The organism is Ideonella livida (assembly GCF_010499455.1).
Taxonomy (GTDB): domain Bacteria; phylum Pseudomonadota; class Gammaproteobacteria; order Burkholderiales; family Burkholderiaceae_C; genus Ideonella; species Ideonella livida.
In genome coordinates, this window is the sequence record NZ_JAAGOH010000003.1 from 235,398 (window position 1) to 257,497 (window position 22,100).

Genomic DNA, 22,100 nt, shown 5'->3' on the forward strand with positions numbered 1-22,100 from the left:
GGCGGGCTACTGCGGGGCGAGGTAGAACCTCTTCAGGGCGTCGCCGCGCAGGTAGTCCGGCAGGTTGGGGCTTTGGGCGATGGTGGTGCAGTAGTCGGGATCATCCACCACGGTCAGCGGGGCGAGTGTGAGCGGCTTGATGGGGGTCGGGTGGGCCGGCGCCCAGGCCATGGCCATGCCGCCGGGCTGGTCGGCAGCGGGCTCTGCCTGCGGGGGCGACGCCAGGTCGTCGCCCATGTCAAAAACCAAGCCGAAGGCGGCGGGGCCCACCGGGGCCGCACTGGCCGCCCAGTCGGCCCCGGCGGGCGCCAGGCCGGGCGCCGCTGACGGTGCAAGGGCCTCGGGATGGGCCAGGGCCTGGCTCAGCAGTGCCATGCAGGCCGACACGTTGGGCCCGGCGTCTGGCAGGCGCAGGCGTTTGGGTACCCCCCCCACCGTCAGGGTGTCCCAGTGCGGCCAGATGGGGGTGTCAGCGGCGCTCAACTGCAGCATCAAGTCGGCATCACCGTACAGGGGGACGCCATCGACCCACACCGCGGCCACCTCGCGCTCGGTGGCATGCAAAAGGTTGGCGTAGGGGTCGTCGTGCCGGCGGCGGACCACCAGCAGGTCGGCCAGGTAGCCGGCACGCAGCTGCCCCAGTTGGCCGCCCCATTGCACCACCCGGGCGGCATCCGCGGTGAGGGCCTTCACCAGGCGCTCGGTGCCCAGGCGTTGGTCGACCTCTTGCTGCTGGTCCACCAGGTGGGCCACCTTGAGTTCTTGCAGCAGGTTGCGGCTGCCGCTGGGGGTCCAATCGCAGCCCAGGGCAAAGGGGTGGTGGGTGTTGAGATCGGCCGGGTCCAGCGTCTTGCCATACAGCAGCAGGTTGGACAGGGGGGACCACACCACATGGCTGCCGGCGTCGCGCAGGGCCTGGTGGTCATCGCGCGTCAAGGCCAGGCAATGGATGCAGATGAGATTGGGGCGGAGCAGTTGGTGCTCTCGCACCACACTGACCTGTCGCACGGCGGACGGGTTCTCTGCGGTGCCCTCAGCCCAGTGGAAAAAGGTGGGTTGCTGAGAGTCCAGGACTTCGGCAAAGCTCTTGAGCTCGTCGTCCGAATCCACGTCAGCCACGCGGGTGCGGGCTCGCGGCAGGCCACCGTTCGACGTTTCCTCAAAGTTACGGACCAGCCCCCGGTAGTGGGTCGATCCGCCCTTGGCGGAAAGGCCCTGCAGTGCGGTACATCCGCCCATGAGCGAGCGCAACTCCACATAACGGGCCAGTGCCCGCAGGTAGGGTGAAGGCGCCTTGAGCAAGGCTGTTGCGGGGGCGCTCACCTGCGCGCGATACCGCTTGTCATCCAACCACTGGCTGCGTCCTGTGTACCTCTTGGGCACTGGCCACAAGGGCAAGGCGTTGTAAGCCGGGTGGTTATGCAGGTCCATCAGGCCGGGCAGCACGTCGTAGCCGGACAGGTCGTGCACCGTCACGCCGGCAAAACCCGGTGGCGGGGGCACAGTGGCGTCTTGGGCGGCCACGATGCGGTCGCCCTTCAGGTACAGGTGCCCGGTGGCAAGGACGCCAGCGGGACCCATGGTGACCAGGCGCGCAGCCAGGATGCAACGTTTCATGAGGGCGACCTCACCAGTTCAGGGCTTGGCCATGAGCGTCTGCAAGCGCTTGATTGGCCGTGGAGAAGGGGTTGGGCTGATCAAAGAACAGTGGCTTGTCTCCGGAGCCCCTGGCGTTGGGGTGATGGCCAGGCAGGCACAGCGCACGCGGTAGGGCCAGGTCGAGTGGCGCCAAGGCGTTCCTGACCTTGCCGCTCCAGGGCATCACCAGCAGCGGGCGCGGGGACTCCCGCCCGGCCAGGTGGCGCACCACGGCCTGCAGCACCGGTTGCCACAGCGCCATGTGCTGGTCCTGCTCCGGACCCTCGAATTTCGTGTGGGTCAGGGCCAGGTTCAGACACAGCACCCCCTGGCCGGCCCAATGGGCAAAGAGCGCCGGTGGCGGCGGCAGTCGGCCCTTGTTGAACCGCTCGCACCAGGTCGCCCAGTGCGCGTCACCTAAAGGGGGGTCGGTGGACTGCCCGTCTCGGTGCACGGCCAGCATCTGCGCGATGCGCTGCAGGCTTTTGGGCGTCTGGGGCGACCAAGTGGTCTGGTCGCCCGGTTCAAAGGATCGGCCGGTGGCGAGTTTGGGATGGGGATACGGGTCTTGGCCGATCATCACCGCCCGCACCTGGTGGGGGGGCACTTCGTCAAGGGCCTTGAAGAGGTGGCTGCCCGCAGGTCGGCCTGATGCCACTTGGCCTCGGCGCTGCGGGATCACCGGGTGCTCCGAGGCCTTCCGGGTGGGCGACACGCCTGCCCAGTTCAGCTCCACATCCTTGAGCACGGGGACCCACGCGGGTGGCAGGTCTTCTTGCCAACCCTCCAGGTGGCCGCGCAACTGGTCGATGAGCAGTGCCGTCATGGCTGCACCTCGGTCAGGCCCAGGGCCATGTGCCAGGTGTGCAGGTCGTCCACGGCCACCCCGGCCGGGGCCAGCACGGGCACGGGCGTGGCCTGCTGCGCCAGGTGCACGGTCAGGCCCGGCACGGCGTGCTGCAAGGCTTGTTGGCATGCGGTCAGGTTCAGGGGCGCAGCGCTGCTGAGCCAGACCACTGCCTTGCCGTCCACGCACCAGGCCACGGCCTCGCTGTCGGGTTCAGGGCAGATTGCCAGGAGTTGGCCAGGCGTCACGTTCGGCGGCACCGCCAGAAACAGCACCGAGATGCGGGCCGTGGGCTGCGCGAAGTGGGCCCCGTCGGCGCTGGGCATCCGGCGCAGGGGCTTGCCCGGCTCCTCGGCCGCCGTGGCCCATTTGGAGCGGGAGTGCCGCGCACCGGTGCCAAAGCGGAAAACCTCGCCATGCAGGTCGCTGTAGGCCTGGCCCTCAGCGTCGGCCTTGTGGCGTTCGTAGTCTTCGCGGCTGCGGTAGACCAGCAGGGCCGTCTCGTCTGGCCAGGCCAGGGTCGCGGCATCGTCGTCGGCGGTCAGCACGGTGGGCACGTAGGCCATCAGGCCAAAGCGGGTCATCACCCGCCAGGTCTGTGGCAGAAAGACCTGGCCCAGGGTCTGCCGGAAGGTGGGCCAGTCGGTCGGGCCTGCGTCGGCGGCGGGCTTGCGCCAGCCCAACCAGAGGCGCGGTTCGTGCGTGAGGCTCATTCCAGAAACTCCTGTGGGATGGGTTGCAGTTCGGTGTGCATGTCCAGGAACCAGCGGATGACGCGCCGCACCCGCGCCGGCATGCGCCGCTCACGCAGGCGCACGATCCAGATTTGTTGCATGGCCGCCTGCTGGGCCTGGCCCAGGGGGCCGGTCAGGGCCCGCAGGCGGCCTTGGGCCAGGGCCTCGCCCACCACATGGCGGGGTAGCACGGTGCAGCCCAGCTCCCCCTCCACCATGGCCAGCACGCCGCGCAAATCGTTGAACTGGCCGCAGGTGCGCAGCGAGACGGTGCTGATGGGGTCGGTCTCGCCAAACTGTGCACGGATCCAGCGGTTGAGCCCGTGCAACATGCCGGGGTAGACGATGAGCGGCAGGCTCAGCAGCCCGTCCAGGTGCTCGGGCAGCGCCGGCGCCTGGCCGTTGCCCGGCCCCACCAGCACATAGTCCTCGCAGCAGAAGGGGTAGGCCTGCACCGCCTGGCTGTCCGCGGGCTGGTTCATGAAGCCAAAGTCGACGGCGCCGGCCAGCACGTCAGCCAGCACTTCAGGGGCGGGCTTGAGCTCGATGCTCAGCACCAGATCGGGATGCGCCTTGCGCCGCTCCAGCAGCCAGCCAAAGTGCGGGGCGTGGATGCAGCTCTCGGGCATGGCGTAGCTCACGCCGCCGCGCATGGACTCAAACTCCTCGTTGAGCTGCTCCAGAAACCGCGCGGTGTGGTCCATGTAGGCCTGCGCATGCAAGGCCAGCATGCGGCCGGCGGTGGTGGTGAGCACGCGGCCGTTGGCCCGCACAAAGAGCTGGGTGTTCAGCCGCTCCTCCAGCTTGGCGATCTGCTGGCTCACGGCCCCCTGGGTCAGCGAGGCCTCCACGGCGGCGGCCGAAAAGCTCTCGGTGCGCACGACCGCCAGAAAGGCGCGGAACAGCCGCGGGTCCAGGCGCTCAAAGTCACTGGCTGTCCATCGCATGGGCGACTCCTCTCAAGCTGGGCGGTACAGGCGGAAGTGGTTGAAGACCACGTGGTTGGCCGGCGGGCTGTAGACCTGCTTCCGGGGTTTGATCCAGTGCTTGGCCGCCAGGCGTAAATGCACCGGCCCGGCCAGAAAGGCGGCGTCCAGCGTGGTGTCCTGCTGCGTCGGGCTTGGCCGCAGGTCCAGCCAGGTGTCCTGCGCCGTGGCCCGGCCCCGTGCGCGCCAGTGGCCGCCCAGGCGCTCCAGCCACAGCCAGCCGCTGGCCGGGCCGGTGATGTCGCCGGTGCGGGCGTTCACCCCGTAGCGGTTGTGCCGGCTGTCGGCGATGGGCTGGCCTTGGGCACCCGGCTTGAAGACCGGCGGTTCGGTGTTCCAGCCGATGCGCCAGCCGTCGTCCTCGTCAAACTCGGCGCTGACGTAGGGCGGCTCGCCGTGGACGTTGAACACCAGGGCGCACGCCTGCGCCTGGGTGGGCTGCAACACCGTGGCCGGTGGCGGCGACGCACCGATGGCGGCCAACTCCAGCGTGCTGGCCTGCTGGGGGTGACTCACCGTGAAGGCGACTTCGGCGGCAAAGTCGCCGGCCAGGGCCTCGGCGCTCACCACCCCACCCGAGGCGTAGTCCCCGCCGGCCTGCATGTCCAGGTGCAGGCCCTCCCGCAGCTCGATGCGGTACTGCGGCGCCACTTGCAGCTGGCCACCGATCCACCGCGCCGACAGCGCGGGGCCCTCGAAGGCCTCCTCCCAAACCACCTTCCAAGACGGCATAGGTCCTCCCGGTTTGTCGCTGTTCGCCACTAATTGGGGCGATTAGCAGCCGTAGCTTTGCACGGTTGGCAGGCGGATGCAAAGTGTTTCGCATGTTCAAGGTTTGATTCTTGACTGCCAACACAAAAGAGGGATGCCCAAAATGAATACAACGGCACACACGCCCGAGGACGCTTCGGCCGTCAGCCAGACGGCGCTGGAGGTCATCGGCCTGAGCCTGCTGATGGTGGATGCGCACGGCCGCCTGCGCTATGCCAATGCCCACGGACACCGCGACCTGGCCCGCCAGGACATCCTGCGGCTTGAGGGCGGCCGTGTGGTGGGAGTGGGGCCGGAAGGTCTGCGGCAGTTCACGCTGGCGCTCCAGGCCGCCGGCGCCGGCGCCCGCAGCGTGCTCACCCTGGGGCCTGCGGAAACCTCGCTGGCGGTGGTGCCCATGCACCGCTGCCCTTGCCCGGTGGACGCGCAGCGGGTGTTGGTGACCTGGAGCGGTGACGCCCCCAACATGGGCCTGACCCTGCACCTGTTTGCCAAGGCGCTGGGCCTGGCCCCCGGCGGACAGGACGAGCCCGCCGAGCGCCCCGAGGGCGGCTCCCCGCTGCTGCCGCGGCTGTCCTCTGCCCTGGCCCGCCACTGGCCGCTCTGAGCGGCGGGCCGGAGGCGCTTCAGGCCGGCGCGTCGCGGCCGGGGTCGCGCACCACCACGCCGCGGGCCACCACCAGATAGCGCGCCGGCTCGGTGCCGGGGTTGTGAAAGCCGTGCTCGCCGTCGGTGGCCATGCGCAGGCAGTCGCCCGGGGCCAGCTCAAACCATTCTGACCCGGCCTGCACCCGCAGCCGCCCGGCGGTGAGCAGCACCTGCTGGTCATAGCGCAGGCGGGCGGTGGGGGCAAACCGCACCTGGGCACCGGCCGGCAGGTCCACGGCAATGATCTCCACCTCGTCGGCCACGCCGGTGGGCGAGACCATGCGGCGCACATAGCCGGTGTCGGGATCCACCCACTGCGGCTGCTCGGCAAGGCGGCGCAGCGCACTGGCCTGCGGAGCGGGCGGCTCGCTCATCAGGGCCGACAGGCTTTGCCCCAGGGCATCCCCCAGGCGCACCAGCAGGGTGGCAGAGGGGTTGGCTTCGCCCCGCTCGATGCGGGAGATCATGGCCCGACTGACCTGGGCCTGGGCGGCGAGCTGCTCCAGTGTCCAGCCCCGGCGCTTGCGCTCCTGGCGAAGGCGGCGGGCGATCAGGGTCATGGTTCGGGCTCCGGGCAGGCTGGACGACGGGGAATGCATCCACTATAGTGGAATTTCTACTGTAGTGGAAATTTGCCATGCCCTCCCCCGCCAGCCCGCTGCGCATCGTCCTGGACGACCTGACCCACCCGGCCCTGCATGCCCTGCTGCAAGAGCATCTGGACCACATGTACTCGCTCTCACCACCTGAGAGCGTGCACGCCCTGGACCTGGACAAGCTGCGCGCGCCGGACGTGAGCTTCTGGTCGGTGTGGGCAGGAGATGAACTGGTGGGCTGCGGGGCCCTGAAGGCGCTGGACGCCACCAGCGGCGAGCTCAAGAGCATGCGCACCCCGCAGGGGCAACGCCGCCGCGGCGCCGGCCGGGCGGTGCTGCGCCACATGATCGACGAGGCCCGCCGCCGCGGCTACACCCGCCTTTACCTGGAGACCGGGCCCGCCAGCACCTTTGGCGCGGCCCATGCGCTGTACCTGAGCGAGGGGTTTGAAGCGTGCGGCCCGTTTGCGGACTACCGGCCGGACCCGTTCAGCGTCTTCATGACACGGGCGCTTTGAGGCGTGGACAGGTGCGGTGGCCTCAGCCCCTGGCCACTTCCGTGACCAGCCGGCCCTGGCCAAAGTAGCCCAGCAGGTTCTCCACCACCCGGTCGGCCATGGCCTGGCGGGTTTCCTGGGTGGCGCTGGCGATGTGCGGGGTCAGCACCACGCGCTCCAGGGTGTGCAGCGCGGGGTTGCCGGCGGGCTCGCGCTCAAACACATCCAGGCCTGCCCCGCCCAACGTGCCCTGGGTGAGGGCGCTCACCAGCGCGGCCTCGTCCACCACGCTGCCTCGGGCCACGTTGATGAGGAAGCCCTGCGGCCCCAGGGCCTGCAGCACCGGGGTGTCGACCAGATGGCGCGTCTGCGGCCCGCCACTGGTGATGACGACCAGGTAGTCGGCCCAGTCGGCCAGGGCCAGCAGCTGGGGCTCATGCGCCCAGGGCACGCCGGCCACCGGCCGGCGGCTGTGGTAGCGCACCGTCATGTCAAAGCCACTGGCGCGGCGGGCAATGGTCTGGCCGATGCGGCCCAGGCCCAGCAGGCCCAGGCGCGCGCCGCTGACCTTGCGTCCCAGCGGAAAGGGCCCGGTGCTTTGCGGCCAGTGGCCGGCGCGCATCCAACGGTCGGCCTCGGCGGTGCGGCGGGCGCAGGCCAGCAGCAGCGCAAAGGCGTGGTCAGCCACGCAGTCATTGAGCACATCCGGCGTGTAGCCCACCGGGATGTGGCGGGCGTGCGCGGCGGCCACCGGCACCTTGTCCAGCCCAACGCCGAAAGACGAGATCACCTGCAACGCGGGTAATTGGTCCAGCAAGGCCGCCTCGGCGCCGGAGGCGGCCGAGGTGACCAGGGCCTGCACCTGCGCGCCATGCCGGGCCAGCAGCGCCGCACGGTCCTCCGGCCGCTGGGCGTCCACCAGGGTGAAGTGCTGCCGCAGGCGGTCCAGCAGGGTGGCGGGCAGGCGGCCCACGTTGAGCACGGTGCGGTCTTGGAAGTTCATCGGCAGGCGGAAAAGGTCAGGTGAAAGGCAAAGCCGGCCATTACACCGCCCCGTGCGCCTCAAAGTACATGGCGTACAGCGAATGGCAGCTGGCCATGTAGAGGCGGTTGTGCTTGGGGCCGCCCCAGCACAGGTTGGCGCAGCGCTCGGGCAGGCGGATGTGGGCCAGCGGCTTGCCCGCCGGGCTGAAGACCATCACGCCGTCCAGGTCCTCGGGTCGGCCCTTGAGCTGGAACACCTGGCGGCCGCCCACGGCGCTGGGCTCGGCCTGCAGGGCGCCGTTGCTGCCCCAGCCGCACCACAGGTTGCCGTCGCGGTCCACCTTGAAGCCGTCCAGGGCGCCAAAGTCGGCGGCGTCGATCAGCTTGGTCTTGTTGGAGAGCGTGCGGCCATCGGCGCCCACGTCGTAGGCCCAGATGCTGCGGTTGGGCGTGCCCTTCCACTCCACCACGTAGAGCTTCTTCTCGTCGGGGCTGAAGGCCAGGCCGTTGGGGTTGACGATGTCGGTGATGACGGCGCTGAGGCTGCCGTTCGCATCAATGCGGTAGACGTTGGTGGTGGCCTGCTCGGGCTTGGCACGGCTGCCTTCCCACTCGCCGTTGATGCCGAACAGCGGGTCGGTGAACCACACGCTGTCGTCACTCTTGACGACGATGTCATTGGGCGCATTCAGGCGCTTGCCTTCGAAGCTGTCGGCCAACACGGTGAGCTTGCCGTTTTTCTCGGTGCGCACCACCCGGCGGGTGACCGAGTGCTCGCAGCTGATGAGCCGCCCCTGGCGGTCACGGGTGTTGCCGTTGGCGTAGTTCGACGGGCTCTTGAACACGGTGAACGCGCCGGTCGCCTCGTCGAACTTCATGAGGCGGTTGTTGGGGATGTCACTGACCAGCACATGGCCCGGGGCCCCGTTGTCGCCGGGGAAGTACACCGGCCCCTCGGCCCAGCGCATGCCGGTGCCCACCTGCTCCAGCGTGCTGCTGTAGATGCGGTACTTGGCGAACGACGGGTCCAGGATCTGGACGGCCGGGTCGGGGTAGCGCTGGTTGGGGGTGAAGGCAAAGGCCTGGGCCAGCGCGTCGCCGGTCAGAACGGCGGCGCCGGTGGCGGCACCGGCGGCCAGCAGCTGGCGGCGGGCGGGGTTGAACGGGTTCATGGGCGTGTCTCCGGATGAATCGGCCCTCTGCGGGGCCATGGGAAGACCGGCACGCGGCAGCGTGCCGGTGAAGGGGGAGCGTCAGGGCGCTCCGCGTGCCTCAGCGCACCAGGCAGGGCTTCTTGTTGTCGAAGGTCCAGCCCGGGATCAGGTACTGCATGGCGGTGGCGTCGTCGCGGGCGCCCAGGCCGTGCTGCAGGTAGAGCTGGTGGGCCTTCTCCACCTCGGCCATGTCCAGCTCCACGCCCAGACCCGGCTTCTTGGGCACTTCCACATGGCCGTCGATGATCTTCAGCGGGTCTTGGGTCAGGCGCTGGCCGTCTTGCCAGATCCAGTGGGTGTCAATGGCCGTGACCTTGCCCGGGGCGGCGGCGCCCACATGGGTGAACATGGCCAGGGACACGTCGAAGTGGTTGTTGGAGTGGCTGCCCCAGGTCAGGCCCCAGTCGCGGCAGGTCTGGGCCACGCGCACGCTGCCGGCCATGGTCCAGAAGTGCGGGTCGGCCAGCGGGATGTCCACGCTTTGCAGCGAGAGCGAGTGCACAAACTGCCGCCAGTCGGTGGCCACCATGTTGGTGGCGGTGGGCAGGCCGGTGGCGCGGCGGAACTCGGCCATCACCTCGCGGCCGCTGAAGCCCCCTTCGGCGCCGCAGGGGTCTTCGGCATAGGCCACCACACCACGCATGCGCTGGCCCAGGCGGATGGCGTCCTTCAGCAGCCAGCCGCCATTCGGGTCCAGGGTGACGCGGGCGTCAGGAAAGCGCTCGTGGATGGCGGTGACGGCGTCCACCTCGGCATCACCGGCCAGCACGCCGCCCTTCAACTTGAAGTCATTGAAGCCGTAGCGGGCGCGGGCGGCCTCGGCCAGGCGCACCACGGCCTCGGGCGTCATGGCGGCCTCGTGGCGCAGGCGGGTCCAGTCGTCGGCGTCGGGGTTCTTGGCCAACTCGTCGGCGGCGCTGACGTAGGGCAAGTCTGTCTTGGTGCGGTCGCCCACAAAGAAGAGGTAGCCCAGCATTTCCACCCGGTCGCGCTGGCGGCCTTCGCCCAGCAGGTCGCACACGGGCAGGTCCAGGTGCTGACCCAGCAGGTCGAGCATGGCCGATTCAATGGCCGCCAGCGCGTGGATGGTGGTGCGCAGGTCAAAGGTCTGCAGGCCACGGCCGCCGCTGTCGCGGTCGGCAAAGGCCTTTTGCACGGCTTGCAGCACGGCCAGGTGGCTGCCCACCGGCTGGCCCACCACCAGGGCGGCGGCGTCTTCCAGGGTTTGGCGGATCTTCTCGCCACCCGGCACCTCACCCACGCCGGTGCGGCCAGCGGAGTCGGTCAGCACCAGGAGGTTGCGGGTGAAGAAAGGGGCGTGCGCGCCGCTGAGGTTCAGCAGCATGCCGTCGCGGCCCGCCACAGGGATGGCGCGCAGGGAAGTGATGCGAGGAGTGGTGGTCATGGTCAAACTCAATCTGCGGTGATCTTGCGGGTGTCGATCAGCTGCTTCCAACGGGCGTTTTCCTTGGCCTGGAAGGTCACAAACTGCTCGGGGGTGTTGCCCACGATCTCCAGGCCCACGGCGGTGAACTGCTGCTTGATCTTGGGGTCGTTCAGGGCAGCCAGCAGGGCTTCCTGCATCTTGCTGCGCACCTCGGCGCTCAGGCCCTTGGGCGCCACGATGGCTTGCCAGGAATACACGTCGGCCCCCTTCACACCGGCCTCGCCCAGCGTGGGCACGCCGGGCAGCACCGGCGAGCGCTTGTCGCCGGTCACGGCCAGGGCCTTGAGCTTGCCGGCATTGATGTGCTGCAGCACGGCGTTGACGTTCTGGAATGAGGCATCCACCTGGCCGCCCAGCAGGTCAGAAATGGCCGGCGCACCGCCCTTGTAGGGAATGTGCAGGCCACTGGTGGCGGTCTGCAGCCAGAACAGCTCGGCGGTGAGGTGGTCGGAGGAGCCGTTGCCCGAGGAGGCGAAACTGACCTTGTCCGGGTTGGCCTTGAGCGCTGCCACCACATCGGCCACGGTCTTGTGGGGCGAGTTGGCCGGCACCACCAGCACATTGGGCGCCTGCACCAGCACGGTCAGGTAGTCAAAGTCCTTGGCCGCGTCGTAGGCCACGTTCTTCATCAGGTGCGGGGCAATCACCAGCGGGCCCAGCGAGGTGACCAGAAAGGTGTGGCCATCGGCCGGTGAACGCTTGACCAGCGTGGCGCCGATGGTGCCGGTGGCGCCTGCCTTGTTGTCCACGATGAAGGTCTGGCCCAGGCGCTCCTGCAGCTTGGTGCCCACGGCCCGGGCAATGGTGTCGGTGGCGCCGCCCGGGGGAAAGGGCACCAGCAGGGTGACAGGCTTGGCGGGCCAGGTCTCGGCCTGGGCGCCGGTGGCGGCCAGCAGGGCCAGTGCCAAGGTGCAGAACAGACGCTTGGTGAACATGCGAAGTCTCCGGTTGCGAGGCGATGGGGCCGTCCCCTGTGGGGGCACGGCTTGGTTGTGGTGGAGCGCCGCCGGCAATTGGTAGCGCTACCAAATATGCACCAATGGTAGCGCTACCTTGGCAGGCTGTCCGCTGCGGGAGTTGCGTAAGGGCAAACCCTAGCGCTCACCTCCATCCCGGCGCCCCCCGGTCCGGTGCGCCCGTAACATGTCCGTATGCTCACCTTCGACCAAGCCGGCGCCTTTGTGCTGGCCGCCCTCCTCATCACCGCCTCCCCGGGCCCGGACAACCTCATGGTGCTGGGCATGGGCATGTCACGCGGGCGCGCCGCCGGTGTGGCCTTCGGCCTGGGCTGCGCCCTGGGCTGCCTGAGCCACACCCTGCTGGCCGCCGTGGGCGTGAGCGCCCTGGTGGCCGCCTCCCCACTGGCCTTCACCCTGCTCAAGATGGCCGGCGGCCTGTACCTGTGCTGGCTGGGCTGGCACGCGCTGCGAAGCGCCGGCGGCACCACTGCCGCGCAGGCCCAAGGCGCCCCGCAAAGCCTGGGCCGCCTGTTCGCCAAGGGCTTGCTGGCCAATGCCATCAACCCCAAGGTGGTGCTGTTCTTCCTGTCCTTTCTGCCGCAGTTTGTGGACACCGCACGCGGTGAGGTGGCCGGCCAAACCGCCGCCCTGGGCCTGCTCTTCACCCTGCAAGCCGCCCTGCTGTTTGGCACCTTGGGCCTATTTGCCGGCCAAGTGGGCCAATGGCTGCAGCGCCGCCCGCGTGCCGGCCTGTGGCTGGACCGCGTGGCCGGCACGGTGTTCATCGGCCTGGGTGTGCGGCTCATCTTGTCGCGTTGAAACCCGCCGCAGCGTGCGGTTAACGTCGGCGCCCCTGTCAAAGCAGCCTGTCATCGCCCCCCGCCATGCCCCGCACGCCTGCCCCTTACCGCCCGTTTGGCAGCCGTGCCAACTTGCGGCCCACCCGGCCTCAAGCCCTTGAAGTCCAGATCCATGCTTGCCCTGGCCGAGCGCTGGCGCCACTGATCCTGACCGTGCTGGCCCCCCATGCGCTCTGCCAGGCACCGGCCGAGCCCGTGCAGCAAGTGGAAGTGCGTGGCAACGCCAACAGCAGCAGCGCCCAGCGCCGCGCCGACGTGGCCGGCCAGCAGGTGGTGACCCGGCAAGAGCTGCTGCAGCACGGCGACACCCGCCTGGCCGACGCCCTGCGCCGCGTGCCCGGCGTGAGCGTGGACCACCGTGGCCAGGGCACCGAGGTCAAGCTCGGCGGTTTGGGCAACGGCTACACCCGCCTCCTCATCAATGGCGAGCCGGCGCCGCCCGGCTTCACGCTGGACAGCCTGCCGCTGGACAGCCTGGAGCGGGTGGAGATCTTGCGTGGCGCCTCGGTGCAGACGGCGCAGGCGATTGCGGGCACGGTCAACTTGGTGACCCGCAGCAGCAGCAAGCTGGCCACGCGTGACTTCAAGCTCAGCGCGGCCACCCAATGGGGGCAGCCGCAGGCGCAGGCCAGCGTGAACCTGGGCAACGCCTGGGGGCTGGCCACCTGGGGCCTGGGCCTGGTGGCCAGCAGCGAGCGCCAGCGCTGGCCGGCCGAGGTGGTGCAGCAGCGCCGCGAGGACGCTGCCGAGGGCTCCGGCAGCGCCACCGTGACCCAACGCTACGCCACCCACAAGCGCGAGGACGACCGCACCGACGCCCTGGCGGCCAACCCCCGCTGGTCTTGGAAGCAGGGCGACGGCGACGGTGGCCAGTGGCAGGCCAGCCTGGACCACAGCCTGCGCTACGCCCGTTCCCACGGCGGCTCACGCGACCAGCGGGAACCGCTGGTGGGCCCGCCCCCGGACATGGCCGCCGACGACATGCGGCTGAATTTTGTGCGCCGCTTCTGGCGTGGGCGCCAGCAGCTGCAACATCAAACCGCCGACGGCACGCTGTGGCAGGTGCGCCTGAGCTTCAACCAGGTGCGCCGCGACCAAGACAGCCATGTGGACGGCTGGAACGCCGAGGGCACGCCCGTCAAGTTCAGCGACGTGGACGGCCGCGCCACCGACCAGACGCTGCAGCTCACCCTGGTGCACCAACGCCCGCTGGGCGAGGACCACCGCCTGGACTTGGGCCTGGAGCGGGAACAGGCCCGCCGGCGCGAGAGCCGGGTGCAGACCGAGCTGGCCCTGCCCGGTGGCCTGCCTGCCGAGAACCTGGACGAGCGTTACGACGCCCACGCCACACGCCACGCGGTCTATCTGCAGGACGACTGGGCGCTGAGCCCGCGCACCCAGGCGGTGGGTGGCGTGCGGCTGGAGCAGCTCAGCACCCACAGCAGCGGCAATGTGTTTGAGACCGTGCGCCAAACCCACCAGCTGGTGGGGCCGGTGCTGCGTCTGTCCACCACGCCGGCGGGCGATGTGGGGGTGTTCAAGCTGGGCCTCTCACGTGGGTTCAAGCTGCCGCAGCCGCGAGACGTGATGCCGCGCCGTTATGTGAACGTGGAGACCACGCCGCTGACCCCGGCCAACATGGGCAACCCCGACCTGAAGCCCGAGCGCGCCTGGAGCTTGGACGGCAGCTGGCAGCGCGGCTTGCCCGGCCTGGGTGGCCCCGGTGGCCAAGGCGGAGAGGTGGTGGTCTCCGGTGCCCTGCGCCGCATCCAGGACGTGATCCTGGACCGCTTGCAGGTGCGACCCGACGATGCCGTCATCCCCTGGGTGCTGGAGCGCTACAACGCCGGCCGGGCCTGGGCCGCGAGCCTGGAGCTGGAGCTGCGGGGCCAGGCCCGGGCCGGCCTGGCCGGCTGGCTGCCCGGCGCCACCGGCCCGCTGCGCTGGCAGACCAGCCTCGGCGTGAACCGGTCGCGCCTGCGCGATGTGGTGGCCGAACACCCGGCGCTGCCCAACCAACCGCGCTGGGTGGCCAAGGGGGAGCTGAGCCAGGACTTTGGCCCCCAGTGGCAGACCCACGCCGGGCTGGAGGCCCGTGGCCCGGCCCTGGCCGACCTGCCCAGCGGCCGTCGCCAGGCCTTTGACGCCCAGCAGGCGCTCAATGCCGACGTGAGCTGGCTGCCTGCCCCACGCCAGCGCCTGCGCCTGGCCGCCACCACCCTGGCCGCCAGCGACGAGGTGGAGCGCAAGCGCGTGGCCCTGGTGGAGGATGGCCGCCGCGTCACCTACGACAGCCGCGAGGCCTGGCAGCGCCAGACCCTGTGGCGGCTGAGCTGGGAAAGCGGCTTCTGAAGGCCGGCGGCGCCGGCAGGTGCCTCAGGCCCCTGCGTGAGCGGCGGGGGCGGCCGGCGCAGCAGCAGCTCGACGTAGCCGTGGATGCTGACCATGGGGGGCGCAGCTCGTGCGTGGCCGCCGCCAGGAACTCACCCTTGAGCCGCTCCACCTCCCGCTCATGGCTCACGTCCTGCAGGGCCTCGCCTTCGGGCTGATCCGCCAGCGCCAGCAGGGCCTCGGTCAGGGCCTGCCGCAGCCCGGGGTCCAGGCGGGGATGGGCGCTGACGGGATGCGGCGCGGCGCCGGGGGTCTCAAACAGCACCCGCAGGCCCTGGCGCACCTCCTCGCGCTCCTGGTGCAGGTTGTGGTTGACGCCGCCGCCGGTGCCGGCCTGGCCCGCCAACACCTGGCGATAGACATTGCTGTGGGTCTGCACGTACTGCGGGGTGAACTGCAGGCGCTCGCGCTCGGTCAGCAGGGCGCGCATCCACAGGCTGGCGCCAAACCAGCGGCGCGCGGGCCCGCACCGCCACCGGCCACAGGCCTGCGCCGGAGGTCAGGCCGGCGGAATCAGCGCACCAGCGGCCGCACGGCGGTGAAGCCGCCGTCCACGGGGATGACCTGCCCGGTGATCCGTCCGGCCTCCTCGCCCAGCAGCCAGGCCATGACGGCGGCCACCTCGTCGGCCTGCTGCACCCCGCCCAGGGGGTATTGGCGGGCGGCTGCCTCACGCATGGCCGGCAGCTTGAGCATGCCGGCGGTCATTGGCGTCTCGGTCATGCCCGGGGCCACGACGTTGATCCGCAGGCCTTGCGGGGCGTAGGTGGCGGCCGCGCTGCGGGCCAGGGCTTCGATGCCGCCCTTGGCGGCGGCGATCGCCTCATGGTTGGCCACCCCGACGCGGGCCACCACCGAGCTGACCAGCACCGCCGCCCCGGGCGCCGGCGGCTCGCGCAGGCCCTCCACCCAGGCACCCAGCATGTGCAGGGCGCTGAGCAGGTTGACCCGCAGCAGCGTTTCGGCCTGCGGCGCGGTGGTGCGGTGCAGGGGGGCCACCAGGGTGGAGCCCACGCAGTGGGCCAGCCGGTCCGGCGCCCGGCCGAGCTGCTGGCGGCAGGCGGCCACCGCGCTGGCGGCGCCCTCGGCCTGGGTGACGTCGGCACCGATCAGCAGATCGGCCGGCAGGCCCTGCAGCGCCTGGGGATCACGGCCGCAGGCGGCCACCGTCCAGCCCAGGCGGCGGGCGCGGTGCAGCAGGGCCTGACCCAGCCCGCCACGGGCGCCGGTGACCAGAAGAAGGGGGGATGAGGTGCTCATGGTGCCGCTCGGGTGGGGTGGTCGATCGGCGGCACTGTAGGCATGGGGCCAAGCCTGTGGTGCAGATGCGGGCTTTGGCCCGCCTGGGCTCAGGCGCTCTCGCGCCGGACGATCTCGAAGCCGATGTCCACCACCGGCTGCGCCACCGGCCGGCCCTCGGCCCGGTCCACGATCCAGCGGGCGGCCTGCTCACCAATGGCCACCGCGTCGATGCGCACCGAGGTGAGTGCCGGCGCGGTATCGGCCGCCAGGGCCAGGTCGCCAAAGCCCACCACGGCCAGGTCGGCGGGCACCTGCAGGCCCTGCACCCGGGCCTCGGTGAGCACGCCCAGCGCCAGCAGGTCAGAGCTGCAGAACACAGCCTGCGGGCGCGGGCCGGGGCCGGCCAGCAACTGGCGCAGCGCCTGGCGGCCGGCGTGCAAGGTGGTGGGCGCAGGCACCTCGCTGCACTGCACCGGGGGCAGGCCCAGGGCCTGGGCCTGGGCGGCAAACGCCGCGGTGCGGCGCCGGGCGCGGGCGTCAAGGCCGGCCACCACCGCCAGGTGCCGGTGACCCAGGCCCTGCAGAAAGTCGGCCACGGCCCGGCCCACCTCGGTGTGCGAGAAGCCCACCAGCAGGTCCACCGGGGTATCGGTCAGGTCCCAGGTTTCCACCACCGGCCGGCCGGCGGCCTGCAGGCGCTGGCGGCTGGCCTCCGAGTGCAGCACGCCGGTCAGCACGATGCCATCGGGGCGCCGGCCCAGGATGGCCTCCAGCAGCGCCTCCTCGGCGCCGGGGTTGTCGTAGCCGGTCTGGCCCAGCATGAGCTGGTAGCCCTCGCGCGCCAGGGCTTGGGTCAGGGCCTCCACCGTGGGCAGGAAGACCGGGCCGCTGAGCGTGGGCACCACCGCCGCCACCAGCCGGCTGCGGGCCGAGGCCAAGCCGCCGGCCAGGCGGTTGGGCACGTAGCCGGTGGCGGCCACCGCCTGGGCCACGCGTTGTCGCACGTCATCAGACACCTGCTGCGGGGTGTTGAGGGCGCGGCTGGCGGTGATGGGGGCCACGCCGGCCAGGCGGGCCACGTCGTGCAGGGTGACGGCCCCGCTGCCGCGGCGGCTGCGGCGGGCGGGCGAAGGGGCGCGGGAGGCGTCGTCGGCGGGCAGGGTCATGGGGCGATTGTCCCCAAGCCACGGGCGGTGGCGCCCTATCATCGCGTCCCCCCGGCCGTTCCGTCCCTTCCCCGAGTTCCGCCATGCAAGGCCTGCGCCGCCGCATCGTCTACGTCACCCTGTTCGAGACCCTGGCCATCGCCGGCTCGGGCGCGGCTTTCGAGGCCATGGCCGGCGGGGGCTGGGGCACCAGCACCGGGCTGGCGGTGGCCACCTCCTTGATCGCGGTGGCCTGGAACTTCGCCTTCAACCATGTGTTCGAGGCCTGGGAGCGGCGCCAGCCGGTCAAGGGCCGCAGCCTCAAGCGGCGCACCGCCCATGCGGTGGGCTTCGAGCTGGGCCTGATCCTGATGACCGTGCCCTTGATCGCCGCCTGGCTGCAGGTGGGCTGGTGGGCGGCGCTGGTGATGGACCTGAGCCTGGTGATGGGCTTTGTGGTCTACACCTTCTGCTTCAACTGGGCCTTTGACGCGGTGTTCGGCCTGCCGGCCTCGGCGCTGTGAACGGCCGGGCCGGGGCCGGTCGCCGCGGGGCGGCCTCAGGGCAGCGGCCGGGTGTAGGTGCGGTTGCCCACGGCCATCATCTGCTGGCTGCCCAGGGCGATGGCGCCCACCACGTCGCTGCCAAAGTCGGTGTCCAGCGTCCAGGTCTCGCCCCCATCGGTGGAGCGCAACAGGGCCGAGGCCGTGGCGCTGGCGCCGCTGAAGCTGTGCACCAGCAGCCACAGGCCGCTGGCGTGGCGCAGCACGCGCACCGCCTTCCAGGCCCCCGAGGCATAGGGGGCCGGCAGGCCCACCGCCCGCCAGGCCGCGCCGTCGGTGCTCAGGAAGACCCGGGCGCCGGAGGCGGCGGCATGGCCCCGGCCCACGGCCAGGTGGGCCGCGCCGGTCCACAGCAGGTCGGCCGGCAGCAGGTCCAGGCCGGTGGCACGCACCGCCCAGGCGCCGCCCTCCACCGAGCGCAGCGCCACCCCACCGTCTGACTGCCAGGTCAGCGCCACCCGCTCGGTGCCGGTGTCGTCCACCGCCAGCATCTGGTGGTTCTGGTAGCCCACGGGGTGGTCCTCGCGGGTCCAGGTCAGGCCGTTGTCGGTGCTGGTGGCCAGGCCGCCCAGGTCGCCCACCACCGTGATGCGGCCGCTCACCGCGGCAAAGTCGCGCACCGCGCTGGCATAGGTGGCATCCCAGGAGATGATCTTTCGCTCGGAGGTCTGAACGTTCCAGGTCAGGCCATCTGCCGAAACGGCCACCGTCTGCACCGGGTTGCTGGTGGCCTCCTTGGAGACGACGTAGACGAACTGGCGGCCGTCCCACTGCACCTGGCCGTTGCGGGAGTCGTTGGCGCTGGCGTAGAAGAAGCTCTGGTTCCAGGTGGCGCCGTCGGTGCCCTGGTACACGGTGGCCAGCGAGGCCACCTTGACAAAGCGCGTGCCGTTGCTGGCCAGGGCATAGCCGCCCATGCTCTCTTGCTGGGTCCAGGCGCCCACCCGCGGCAGCTCCACCGTGAAGGTGCCCACCCGGGTGCCGTTGACGGTGACCGGGCCGGTGTTGGCGCCCGCGGGCACGGTGACCACAATCTCGGTGTCGCTGGCCGAGACCACCACTGCCGCCACCTCGGTGCGGATCAGGGTGCCGGCAACGAGGAACTCGTCATAGAAGCGGACCACCGGGCTGGGGCCAAAGCCGCTGCCGGTGAGGGTGACGGTGCTGCCCACCGGTCCTTGGGTGGGCGCCAGGCCCGGGCTGCCGCCGCCCCCACCGCTGGCCTGCGGCGTGAAGGCCAGCGTGCCGGCCACGCCCTGCACGGTCAAAGCCACCGGCGTGCCGGCGGCCAGGCCGGTGGGCACGACCACGGTCAGGGTGTCTGCGGTGCGCGCGGCCACGGTGGCCACGGTCGTGCCAAAGCGCACCACCGGGGTTTCGGGCAGGGCATGACCACTGAGTGTCACCGTGGCCCCGGCAGCAGCGGTGTCGGGGGTCAAGCCTTGCAGGAAGGCCGGCACCATGGGGGCGCCGTCGCCGGCGGCCAGCCGCTCGGCCCAGCCCGACCAGGTGGAGCCGGTCAGGGTGAGCAGCCCGCCCAGCTCGTCGAGCACCGCGTCGTGGCCGGTGCCATCGGCGTTGAACACCACGGTCTGCGGGTTGGCCCCGCCCAGGGCGCTGCGCGGGCCGGCCGGCAGCGCCGCGCGCACGGCAGCCGCCGCAGCCTCGACCGCGGCGGGCGTCAGGGACGCCCAGTCGGCGGCGCTGGGCGCGGCAAAGCGTGCCGCCGGGCTGCCGCCGGCCCAATGCGCCACCATCAACTCGGTCAAGGGGGTGAGGTTCAGGCGCACGGCGGTGGCCGTGGTGACCGGCAGCAGGGCATGGAAGTCTTGCGGGGCGGCGGCGCCACCTGCTCCCACCTGCCCGCCGACGGTCCGCGCCAGGCAGGGCGGACGGGCGGCCGGCAGCGACAGGCTCCAGCTGCCGTCGGCCCCGGTGGTGGCGGTGCTGGCCACCTCACCGCCCTGGCAGACCAGGCGGACGGTGGCCCCCACCAGCGGCTGGCCCACCGCGGCCACCCCGGCCACGGTCAGGGTGGCGGCCGGCGGCGGGGTGACGGGATCCGGCGTCGCCTCGTCACCGCCGCCGCCACCGCAGGCGGTGAGTGCCGCGCCCAGCAGGGCGGCACCCACGGTCGACACGGTGGAGGTGGCGGACCGAGCGGGCCGGCGGCCGGGTATGGACCGGGAGAGAAGGGGGTGATCGCTGGGCATGGGCACAAGCTCCTGGGGGCGCCGCCTGGGCGGCTCTGAACGGGGACGCTGATGGAAGACGCGGCCGCACGCCGCCCGCTGGCTCATGCCCCGGGCACATCCCCCTAGGACGCGGGGTACACCCCGGGGTGTGACGGTGCCGCGCACCGCGACGGCCCGACCCGGCGCACCAGGCTGGCGCCAGGGGCTTCATGCCGGTGCGCCGCGGGGACCTGAAGCCGGGGGCGCCGTGCCCGGCACGCCTGCTGGGCTTGGCACGGTTCTGGCGTATGGCTTCTCAATCCTGACCAGTTGGTCAGCTTCCGGGTTCAAGCCCCCACGCGCCGCATGAACGACCTCTCCCTGCCCGCCCAGCCGGTCCCGCCCGCCCCCCTCGCCCCCAGCCAGGAGGCCATCCGCGTCCACCGTGCCAGCGTGGTGTACCCCGGGGCCGACGCCCCGGTGCACGCCCTGCAGACAGTGGACCTGAGCATCCGACAGGGCGAGTTCGTCTCGCTCATCGGCCCCTCAGGCTGCGGCAAGACCACGCTGCTGCGGGTGATTGCCGACCTGGAGCCGCTGACCTCGGGTGAGCTGCGGGTCAACGGCATGAGCGCGCACGAGGCCCGCCTCGCCCGCGCCTACGGCTATGTGTTCCAAGCGCCAGCGCTGTTCCCCTGGCGCACGGTGCTGGCCAATGTGATGCTGCCGCTGCAGATCCAGGGCCGCCTGCCCGGCCAGTGCGAGGCCATCGCCCGCGAGCAGCTGGCCCGCGTGGGCCTGGCCGGCTTTGAGAAGAAATACCCCTGGCAGCTCTCCGGCGGCATGCAGCAGCGCGTCTCCATCGCCCGGGCGCTGGGCTTTGAGCCCCGGCTGCTGATGATGGACGAGCCCTTTGGCGCGCTCGACGACCTCAACCAGCAGCTGCAAGACCTGTGGCGCCGCGAGGGCCGCACGGTGGTCTTTGTCACCCACTCGATTGCCGAGGCGGTGTACCTGTCCACCCGCATCGTGGTGATGTCGCCGCGGCCGGGGCGCATCGTCAAGGTCATCGACTCGCCACTGCCGGCCGAGCGCACCCTGGCGATGCGCGACACGCCCGCCTTCATGGCGCTGGCCCACGAGGTGCGTGAAGCCCTGGCCGAGGGCCACCATGGCTGAGTCCGCCCTGCCCCTCTCCCCTGCCGCCGGTCCCGTGGCGCCCGGCTGGGCGCAGCGGGCCGCCCCGGTGGCGGCGGTGCTGACCGTGGTGCTGCTGGCCTGGTACGGCCTGGCGGTGTGGCTCAACGCCCCAGGCGTGATCGAGCGCGTGCTGGCCCCTGCCGGCGACTGGGGCGGGCGCGAGCTGCTGGCCGCCACCTGGAACGCCCAGCGCCCGGTGGTGCCCACGCCGCACCAGATCGGCGCCGATCTCTGGAGCAGCTGGGTGGACTGGCCGCTGGACTCCCCCCGCAGCCTGGCGCTGCACACCTGGGTGACCGGACAGGCCACGCTGACCGGCTTTGTGCTGGGCACGGCGCTGGGCGTGGCGCTGGCGGCCTGCATCGTGCACAGCCGCACGCTGGACCGGGCGTTGCTGCCCTGGATCGTGGCCTCACAGACGGTGCCGGTGCTGGCCATCGCGCCCATCGTGCTGGTGATCCTGGGCAGCCTGGGCTTCTCGGGCCTGCTGCCCAAGGCGGTCATCGCCATGTACCTGTGCTTCTTCCCGGTCACGGTGGCCATGGTGCAGGGCCTGCGCTCGCCGCAGCGGCTGGAGATGGAGCTGATGCACACCTATGCCGCCAGCCGCATCCAGACCTTCTGGCTGCTGCGCCTGCCCGCGGCCCTGCCGTTCCTGTTCCCGGCGCTGCGGGTGTCGATTGCCGCCGGCCTGGTGGGCGCCATCGTGGCCGAGCTGCCCACTGGCGCCCAGGCCGGCCTGGGCGCGCGCCTGCTGACCGGCTCGTACTACGGCAACACGGTGCAGATCTGGTCGGCCCTGGTCATGGCCTCGGTGCTGGGCCTGGCCCTCACCGGCGCCATCGGCCTGCTGGAACGCAGCCTGACCCGGCGCACTGCCCCCCGCCGTCCCGCCTGAGGCCCCGACCATGTCCCAGACCCTCACCCCTGCCCTGCCCCTCAACGCCACACCGGCCCGCCGGCCGGCCGGCTCCCTGGTGGCCGTGGCCGGCCTGGCCGCGGTGGTGTTGAGCGCCACCCAGCCCCTGGCCCGGCCCGACGGCGTGGCCGTGCCGCTGTGGCACAGCGCGGGCTGCACCCTGGCACTGGCCCTGCTGTGGGCGGTGGCCCTGGCCAGCCTGCGGCCCCGCCCCTCAGGACGCGCCACCGGCGCGCTCCTGCTGGCCCTGCTGCCAGCGGCCGGCCTGCTGCTGGCCAGCCGCCC

At 71.4% G+C, this 22,100-nt stretch carries 22 protein-coding genes; 8 read left to right on the forward strand and 14 right to left on the reverse strand.

Translation table 11 applies throughout. The features are described 5' to 3' along the window. Positions 1–6: 6 nt before the first annotated feature. The 5 genes from G3A44_RS04420 to G3A44_RS04440 are packed head-to-tail and all read right to left on the reverse strand — an operon-like array spanning position 7 to position 4,937. The gene (locus tag G3A44_RS04420) at positions 7–1,617 is read right to left on the reverse strand and encodes an amidohydrolase family protein (RefSeq protein WP_163456288.1); all 1,611 of its coding nucleotides are present in this window, start codon (positions 1,615–1,617) and stop codon (positions 7–9) included. 10 nt (positions 1,618–1,627) lie between these two features. Further along, positions 1,628–2,464, reverse strand: coding sequence for a uracil-DNA glycosylase family protein (locus G3A44_RS04425; RefSeq protein ID WP_163456289.1), 837 nt, complete (start codon positions 2,462–2,464; stop codon positions 1,628–1,630). Then, positions 2,461–3,198, reverse strand: coding sequence for a hypothetical protein (locus G3A44_RS04430; RefSeq protein WP_163456290.1), 738 nt, complete (start codon positions 3,196–3,198; stop codon positions 2,461–2,463). Before G3A44_RS04430 ends, G3A44_RS04425 begins: the two co-directional genes overlap by 4 nt. Beyond that, on the reverse strand, positions 3,195–4,166 hold the full coding sequence (locus G3A44_RS04435; protein WP_163456291.1) for a LysR family transcriptional regulator: 972 nt from the start codon (positions 4,164–4,166) through the stop codon (positions 3,195–3,197). Before G3A44_RS04435 ends, G3A44_RS04430 begins: the two co-directional genes overlap by 4 nt. 12 nt (positions 4,167–4,178) lie before the next feature. Next, positions 4,179–4,937, reverse strand: a complete 759-nt coding sequence (locus G3A44_RS04440; RefSeq protein WP_163456292.1) for a hypothetical protein — start codon at positions 4,935–4,937, stop codon at positions 4,179–4,181. 142 nt (positions 4,938–5,079) lie between these two features. Here G3A44_RS04440 and G3A44_RS04445 point away from each other — a divergent pair, with 142 nt between their 5' ends. Then, positions 5,080–5,583, forward strand: coding sequence for a hypothetical protein (locus tag G3A44_RS04445; RefSeq protein WP_163456293.1), 504 nt, complete (start codon positions 5,080–5,082; stop codon positions 5,581–5,583). A gap of 19 nt (positions 5,584–5,602) precedes the next feature. Here G3A44_RS04445 and G3A44_RS04450 read toward each other — a convergent pair whose 3' ends face one another. Further along, positions 5,603–6,184, reverse strand: a complete 582-nt coding sequence (locus tag G3A44_RS04450; protein ID WP_163456294.1) for a helix-turn-helix domain-containing protein — start codon at positions 6,182–6,184, stop codon at positions 5,603–5,605. 77 nt (positions 6,185–6,261) lie between these two features. On the opposite strand from G3A44_RS04450, the gene G3A44_RS04455 reads away from it, so the two are divergent. Next, positions 6,262–6,738, forward strand: a complete 477-nt coding sequence (locus tag G3A44_RS04455; protein WP_163456295.1) for a GNAT family N-acetyltransferase — start codon at positions 6,262–6,264, stop codon at positions 6,736–6,738. Between the two features lie 22 nt (positions 6,739–6,760). Here G3A44_RS04455 and G3A44_RS04460 read toward each other — a convergent pair whose 3' ends face one another. The 4 genes from G3A44_RS04460 to G3A44_RS04475 all read right to left on the reverse strand — a co-directional run bounded on the left by G3A44_RS04460 (position 6,761) and on the right by G3A44_RS04475 (position 11,297). Further along, positions 6,761–7,720, reverse strand: coding sequence for a 2-hydroxyacid dehydrogenase (locus G3A44_RS04460; RefSeq protein ID WP_163456296.1), 960 nt, complete (start codon positions 7,718–7,720; stop codon positions 6,761–6,763). Between the two features lie 40 nt (positions 7,721–7,760). Further along, positions 7,761–8,873, reverse strand: a complete 1,113-nt coding sequence (locus tag G3A44_RS04465) for an SMP-30/gluconolactonase/LRE family protein (protein ID WP_163456297.1) — start codon at positions 8,871–8,873, stop codon at positions 7,761–7,763. A gap of 100 nt (positions 8,874–8,973) precedes the next feature. Further along, positions 8,974–10,320: a glucarate dehydratase gene (gene gudD, locus G3A44_RS04470; protein ID WP_163456298.1), complete on the reverse strand. Its 1,347-nt coding sequence runs from the start codon at positions 10,318–10,320 to the stop codon at positions 8,974–8,976. Positions 10,321–10,328: 8 nt separating this feature from the next. Then, positions 10,329–11,297 carry a Bug family tripartite tricarboxylate transporter substrate binding protein gene (locus G3A44_RS04475; protein WP_163456299.1) on the reverse strand — a complete coding sequence of 323 codons (969 nt, stop codon included), beginning with the start codon at positions 11,295–11,297 and terminating at the stop codon, positions 10,329–10,331. A gap of 216 nt (positions 11,298–11,513) precedes the next feature. Between G3A44_RS04475 and G3A44_RS04480 the strand changes: the two genes are divergently transcribed. Next, entirely contained in the window at positions 11,514–12,140 is a 627-nt protein-coding gene (locus G3A44_RS04480; protein ID WP_163456300.1) for a LysE family translocator, read from the forward strand. A 65-nt stretch (positions 12,141–12,205) separates the two neighbouring features. Beyond that, the gene (locus G3A44_RS04485) at positions 12,206–14,533 is read left to right on the forward strand and encodes a TonB-dependent receptor plug domain-containing protein (protein ID WP_163456301.1); all 2,328 of its coding nucleotides are present in this window, start codon (positions 12,206–12,208) and stop codon (positions 14,531–14,533) included. Here the strand turns inward: G3A44_RS04485 and G3A44_RS04490 are convergent. The 3 genes from G3A44_RS04490 to G3A44_RS04500 all read right to left on the reverse strand — a co-directional run bounded on the left by G3A44_RS04490 (position 14,463) and on the right by G3A44_RS04500 (position 16,980). After that, positions 14,463–15,008, reverse strand: coding sequence for a PhnD/SsuA/transferrin family substrate-binding protein (locus tag G3A44_RS04490; protein ID WP_375138623.1), 546 nt, complete (start codon positions 15,006–15,008; stop codon positions 14,463–14,465). The genes G3A44_RS04485 and G3A44_RS04490 overlap by 71 nt on opposite strands. Before the next feature lie 77 nt (positions 15,009–15,085). Next, positions 15,086–15,832 carry an SDR family NAD(P)-dependent oxidoreductase gene (locus G3A44_RS04495; RefSeq protein ID WP_163456303.1) on the reverse strand — a complete coding sequence of 249 codons (747 nt, stop codon included), beginning with the start codon at positions 15,830–15,832 and terminating at the stop codon, positions 15,086–15,088. Between the two features lie 89 nt (positions 15,833–15,921). Further along, positions 15,922–16,980, reverse strand: a complete 1,059-nt coding sequence (locus tag G3A44_RS04500; protein ID WP_163456304.1) for a LacI family DNA-binding transcriptional regulator — start codon at positions 16,978–16,980, stop codon at positions 15,922–15,924. 83 nt (positions 16,981–17,063) lie between these two features. Here G3A44_RS04500 and G3A44_RS04505 point away from each other — a divergent pair, with 83 nt between their 5' ends. Further along, positions 17,064–17,483, forward strand: coding sequence for a PACE efflux transporter (locus G3A44_RS04505; protein ID WP_163456305.1), 420 nt, complete (start codon positions 17,064–17,066; stop codon positions 17,481–17,483). 35 nt (positions 17,484–17,518) lie between these two features. Here G3A44_RS04505 and G3A44_RS04510 read toward each other — a convergent pair whose 3' ends face one another. Next, positions 17,519–19,735, reverse strand: a complete 2,217-nt coding sequence (locus tag G3A44_RS04510) for an IPT/TIG domain-containing protein (RefSeq protein ID WP_163456306.1) — start codon at positions 19,733–19,735, stop codon at positions 17,519–17,521. A 327-nt stretch (positions 19,736–20,062) separates the two neighbouring features. Here G3A44_RS04510 and G3A44_RS04515 point away from each other — a divergent pair, with 327 nt between their 5' ends. The 3 genes from G3A44_RS04515 to G3A44_RS04525 all read left to right on the forward strand — a co-directional run. After that, the gene (locus G3A44_RS04515) at positions 20,063–20,875 is read left to right on the forward strand and encodes an ABC transporter ATP-binding protein (protein WP_163456307.1); all 813 of its coding nucleotides are present in this window, start codon (positions 20,063–20,065) and stop codon (positions 20,873–20,875) included. Then, positions 20,868–21,794 (forward strand): ABC transporter permease, encoded by a 927-nt coding sequence (locus G3A44_RS04520; protein WP_163456308.1) that lies wholly within the window; start codon positions 20,868–20,870, stop codon positions 21,792–21,794. The genes G3A44_RS04515 and G3A44_RS04520 overlap by 8 nt, the downstream gene beginning before the upstream one ends. A 10-nt stretch (positions 21,795–21,804) precedes the next feature. Then, the coding region (locus G3A44_RS04525; protein ID WP_203561289.1) for a hypothetical protein at positions 21,805–22,100 on the forward strand (296 nt) is incomplete at its 3' end.

Excerpts from the sequence above, each read along its gene's own strand:
- G3A44_RS04420 (WP_163456288.1), bottom strand. The coding sequence starts at position 1,617 with ATGAAACGTTGCATCCTGGCTGCGCGCCTGGTCACCATGGGTCCCGCT.
- G3A44_RS04425 (WP_163456289.1), bottom strand. The coding sequence starts at position 2,464 with ATGACGGCACTGCTCATCGACCAGTTGCGCGGCCACCTGGAGGGTTGG.
- G3A44_RS04430 (WP_163456290.1), bottom strand. The coding sequence starts at position 3,198 with ATGAGCCTCACGCACGAACCGCGCCTCTGGTTGGGCTGGCGCAAGCCC.
- G3A44_RS04435 (WP_163456291.1), bottom strand. The coding sequence starts at position 4,166 with ATGCGATGGACAGCCAGTGACTTTGAGCGCCTGGACCCGCGGCTGTTC.
- G3A44_RS04440 (WP_163456292.1), bottom strand. The coding sequence starts at position 4,937 with ATGCCGTCTTGGAAGGTGGTTTGGGAGGAGGCCTTCGAGGGCCCCGCG.
- G3A44_RS04445 (WP_163456293.1), top strand. The coding sequence starts at position 5,080 with ATGAATACAACGGCACACACGCCCGAGGACGCTTCGGCCGTCAGCCAG.
- G3A44_RS04450 (WP_163456294.1), bottom strand. The coding sequence starts at position 6,184 with ATGACCCTGATCGCCCGCCGCCTTCGCCAGGAGCGCAAGCGCCGGGGC.
- G3A44_RS04455 (WP_163456295.1), top strand. The coding sequence starts at position 6,262 with ATGCCCTCCCCCGCCAGCCCGCTGCGCATCGTCCTGGACGACCTGACC.
- G3A44_RS04460 (WP_163456296.1), bottom strand. The coding sequence starts at position 7,720 with ATGAACTTCCAAGACCGCACCGTGCTCAACGTGGGCCGCCTGCCCGCC.
- G3A44_RS04465 (WP_163456297.1), bottom strand. The coding sequence starts at position 8,873 with ATGAACCCGTTCAACCCCGCCCGCCGCCAGCTGCTGGCCGCCGGTGCC.
- gudD (WP_163456298.1), bottom strand. The coding sequence starts at position 10,320 with ATGACCACCACTCCTCGCATCACTTCCCTGCGCGCCATCCCTGTGGCG.
- G3A44_RS04475 (WP_163456299.1), bottom strand. The coding sequence starts at position 11,297 with ATGTTCACCAAGCGTCTGTTCTGCACCTTGGCACTGGCCCTGCTGGCC.
- G3A44_RS04480 (WP_163456300.1), top strand. The coding sequence starts at position 11,514 with ATGCTCACCTTCGACCAAGCCGGCGCCTTTGTGCTGGCCGCCCTCCTC.
- G3A44_RS04485 (WP_163456301.1), top strand. The coding sequence starts at position 12,206 with ATGCCCCGCACGCCTGCCCCTTACCGCCCGTTTGGCAGCCGTGCCAAC.
- G3A44_RS04495 (WP_163456303.1), bottom strand. The coding sequence starts at position 15,832 with ATGAGCACCTCATCCCCCCTTCTTCTGGTCACCGGCGCCCGTGGCGGG.
- G3A44_RS04500 (WP_163456304.1), bottom strand. The coding sequence starts at position 16,980 with ATGACCCTGCCCGCCGACGACGCCTCCCGCGCCCCTTCGCCCGCCCGC.
- G3A44_RS04505 (WP_163456305.1), top strand. The coding sequence starts at position 17,064 with ATGCAAGGCCTGCGCCGCCGCATCGTCTACGTCACCCTGTTCGAGACC.
- G3A44_RS04510 (WP_163456306.1), bottom strand. The coding sequence starts at position 19,735 with ATGCCCAGCGATCACCCCCTTCTCTCCCGGTCCATACCCGGCCGCCGG.
- G3A44_RS04515 (WP_163456307.1), top strand. The coding sequence starts at position 20,063 with ATGAACGACCTCTCCCTGCCCGCCCAGCCGGTCCCGCCCGCCCCCCTC.
- G3A44_RS04520 (WP_163456308.1), top strand. The coding sequence starts at position 20,868 with ATGGCTGAGTCCGCCCTGCCCCTCTCCCCTGCCGCCGGTCCCGTGGCG.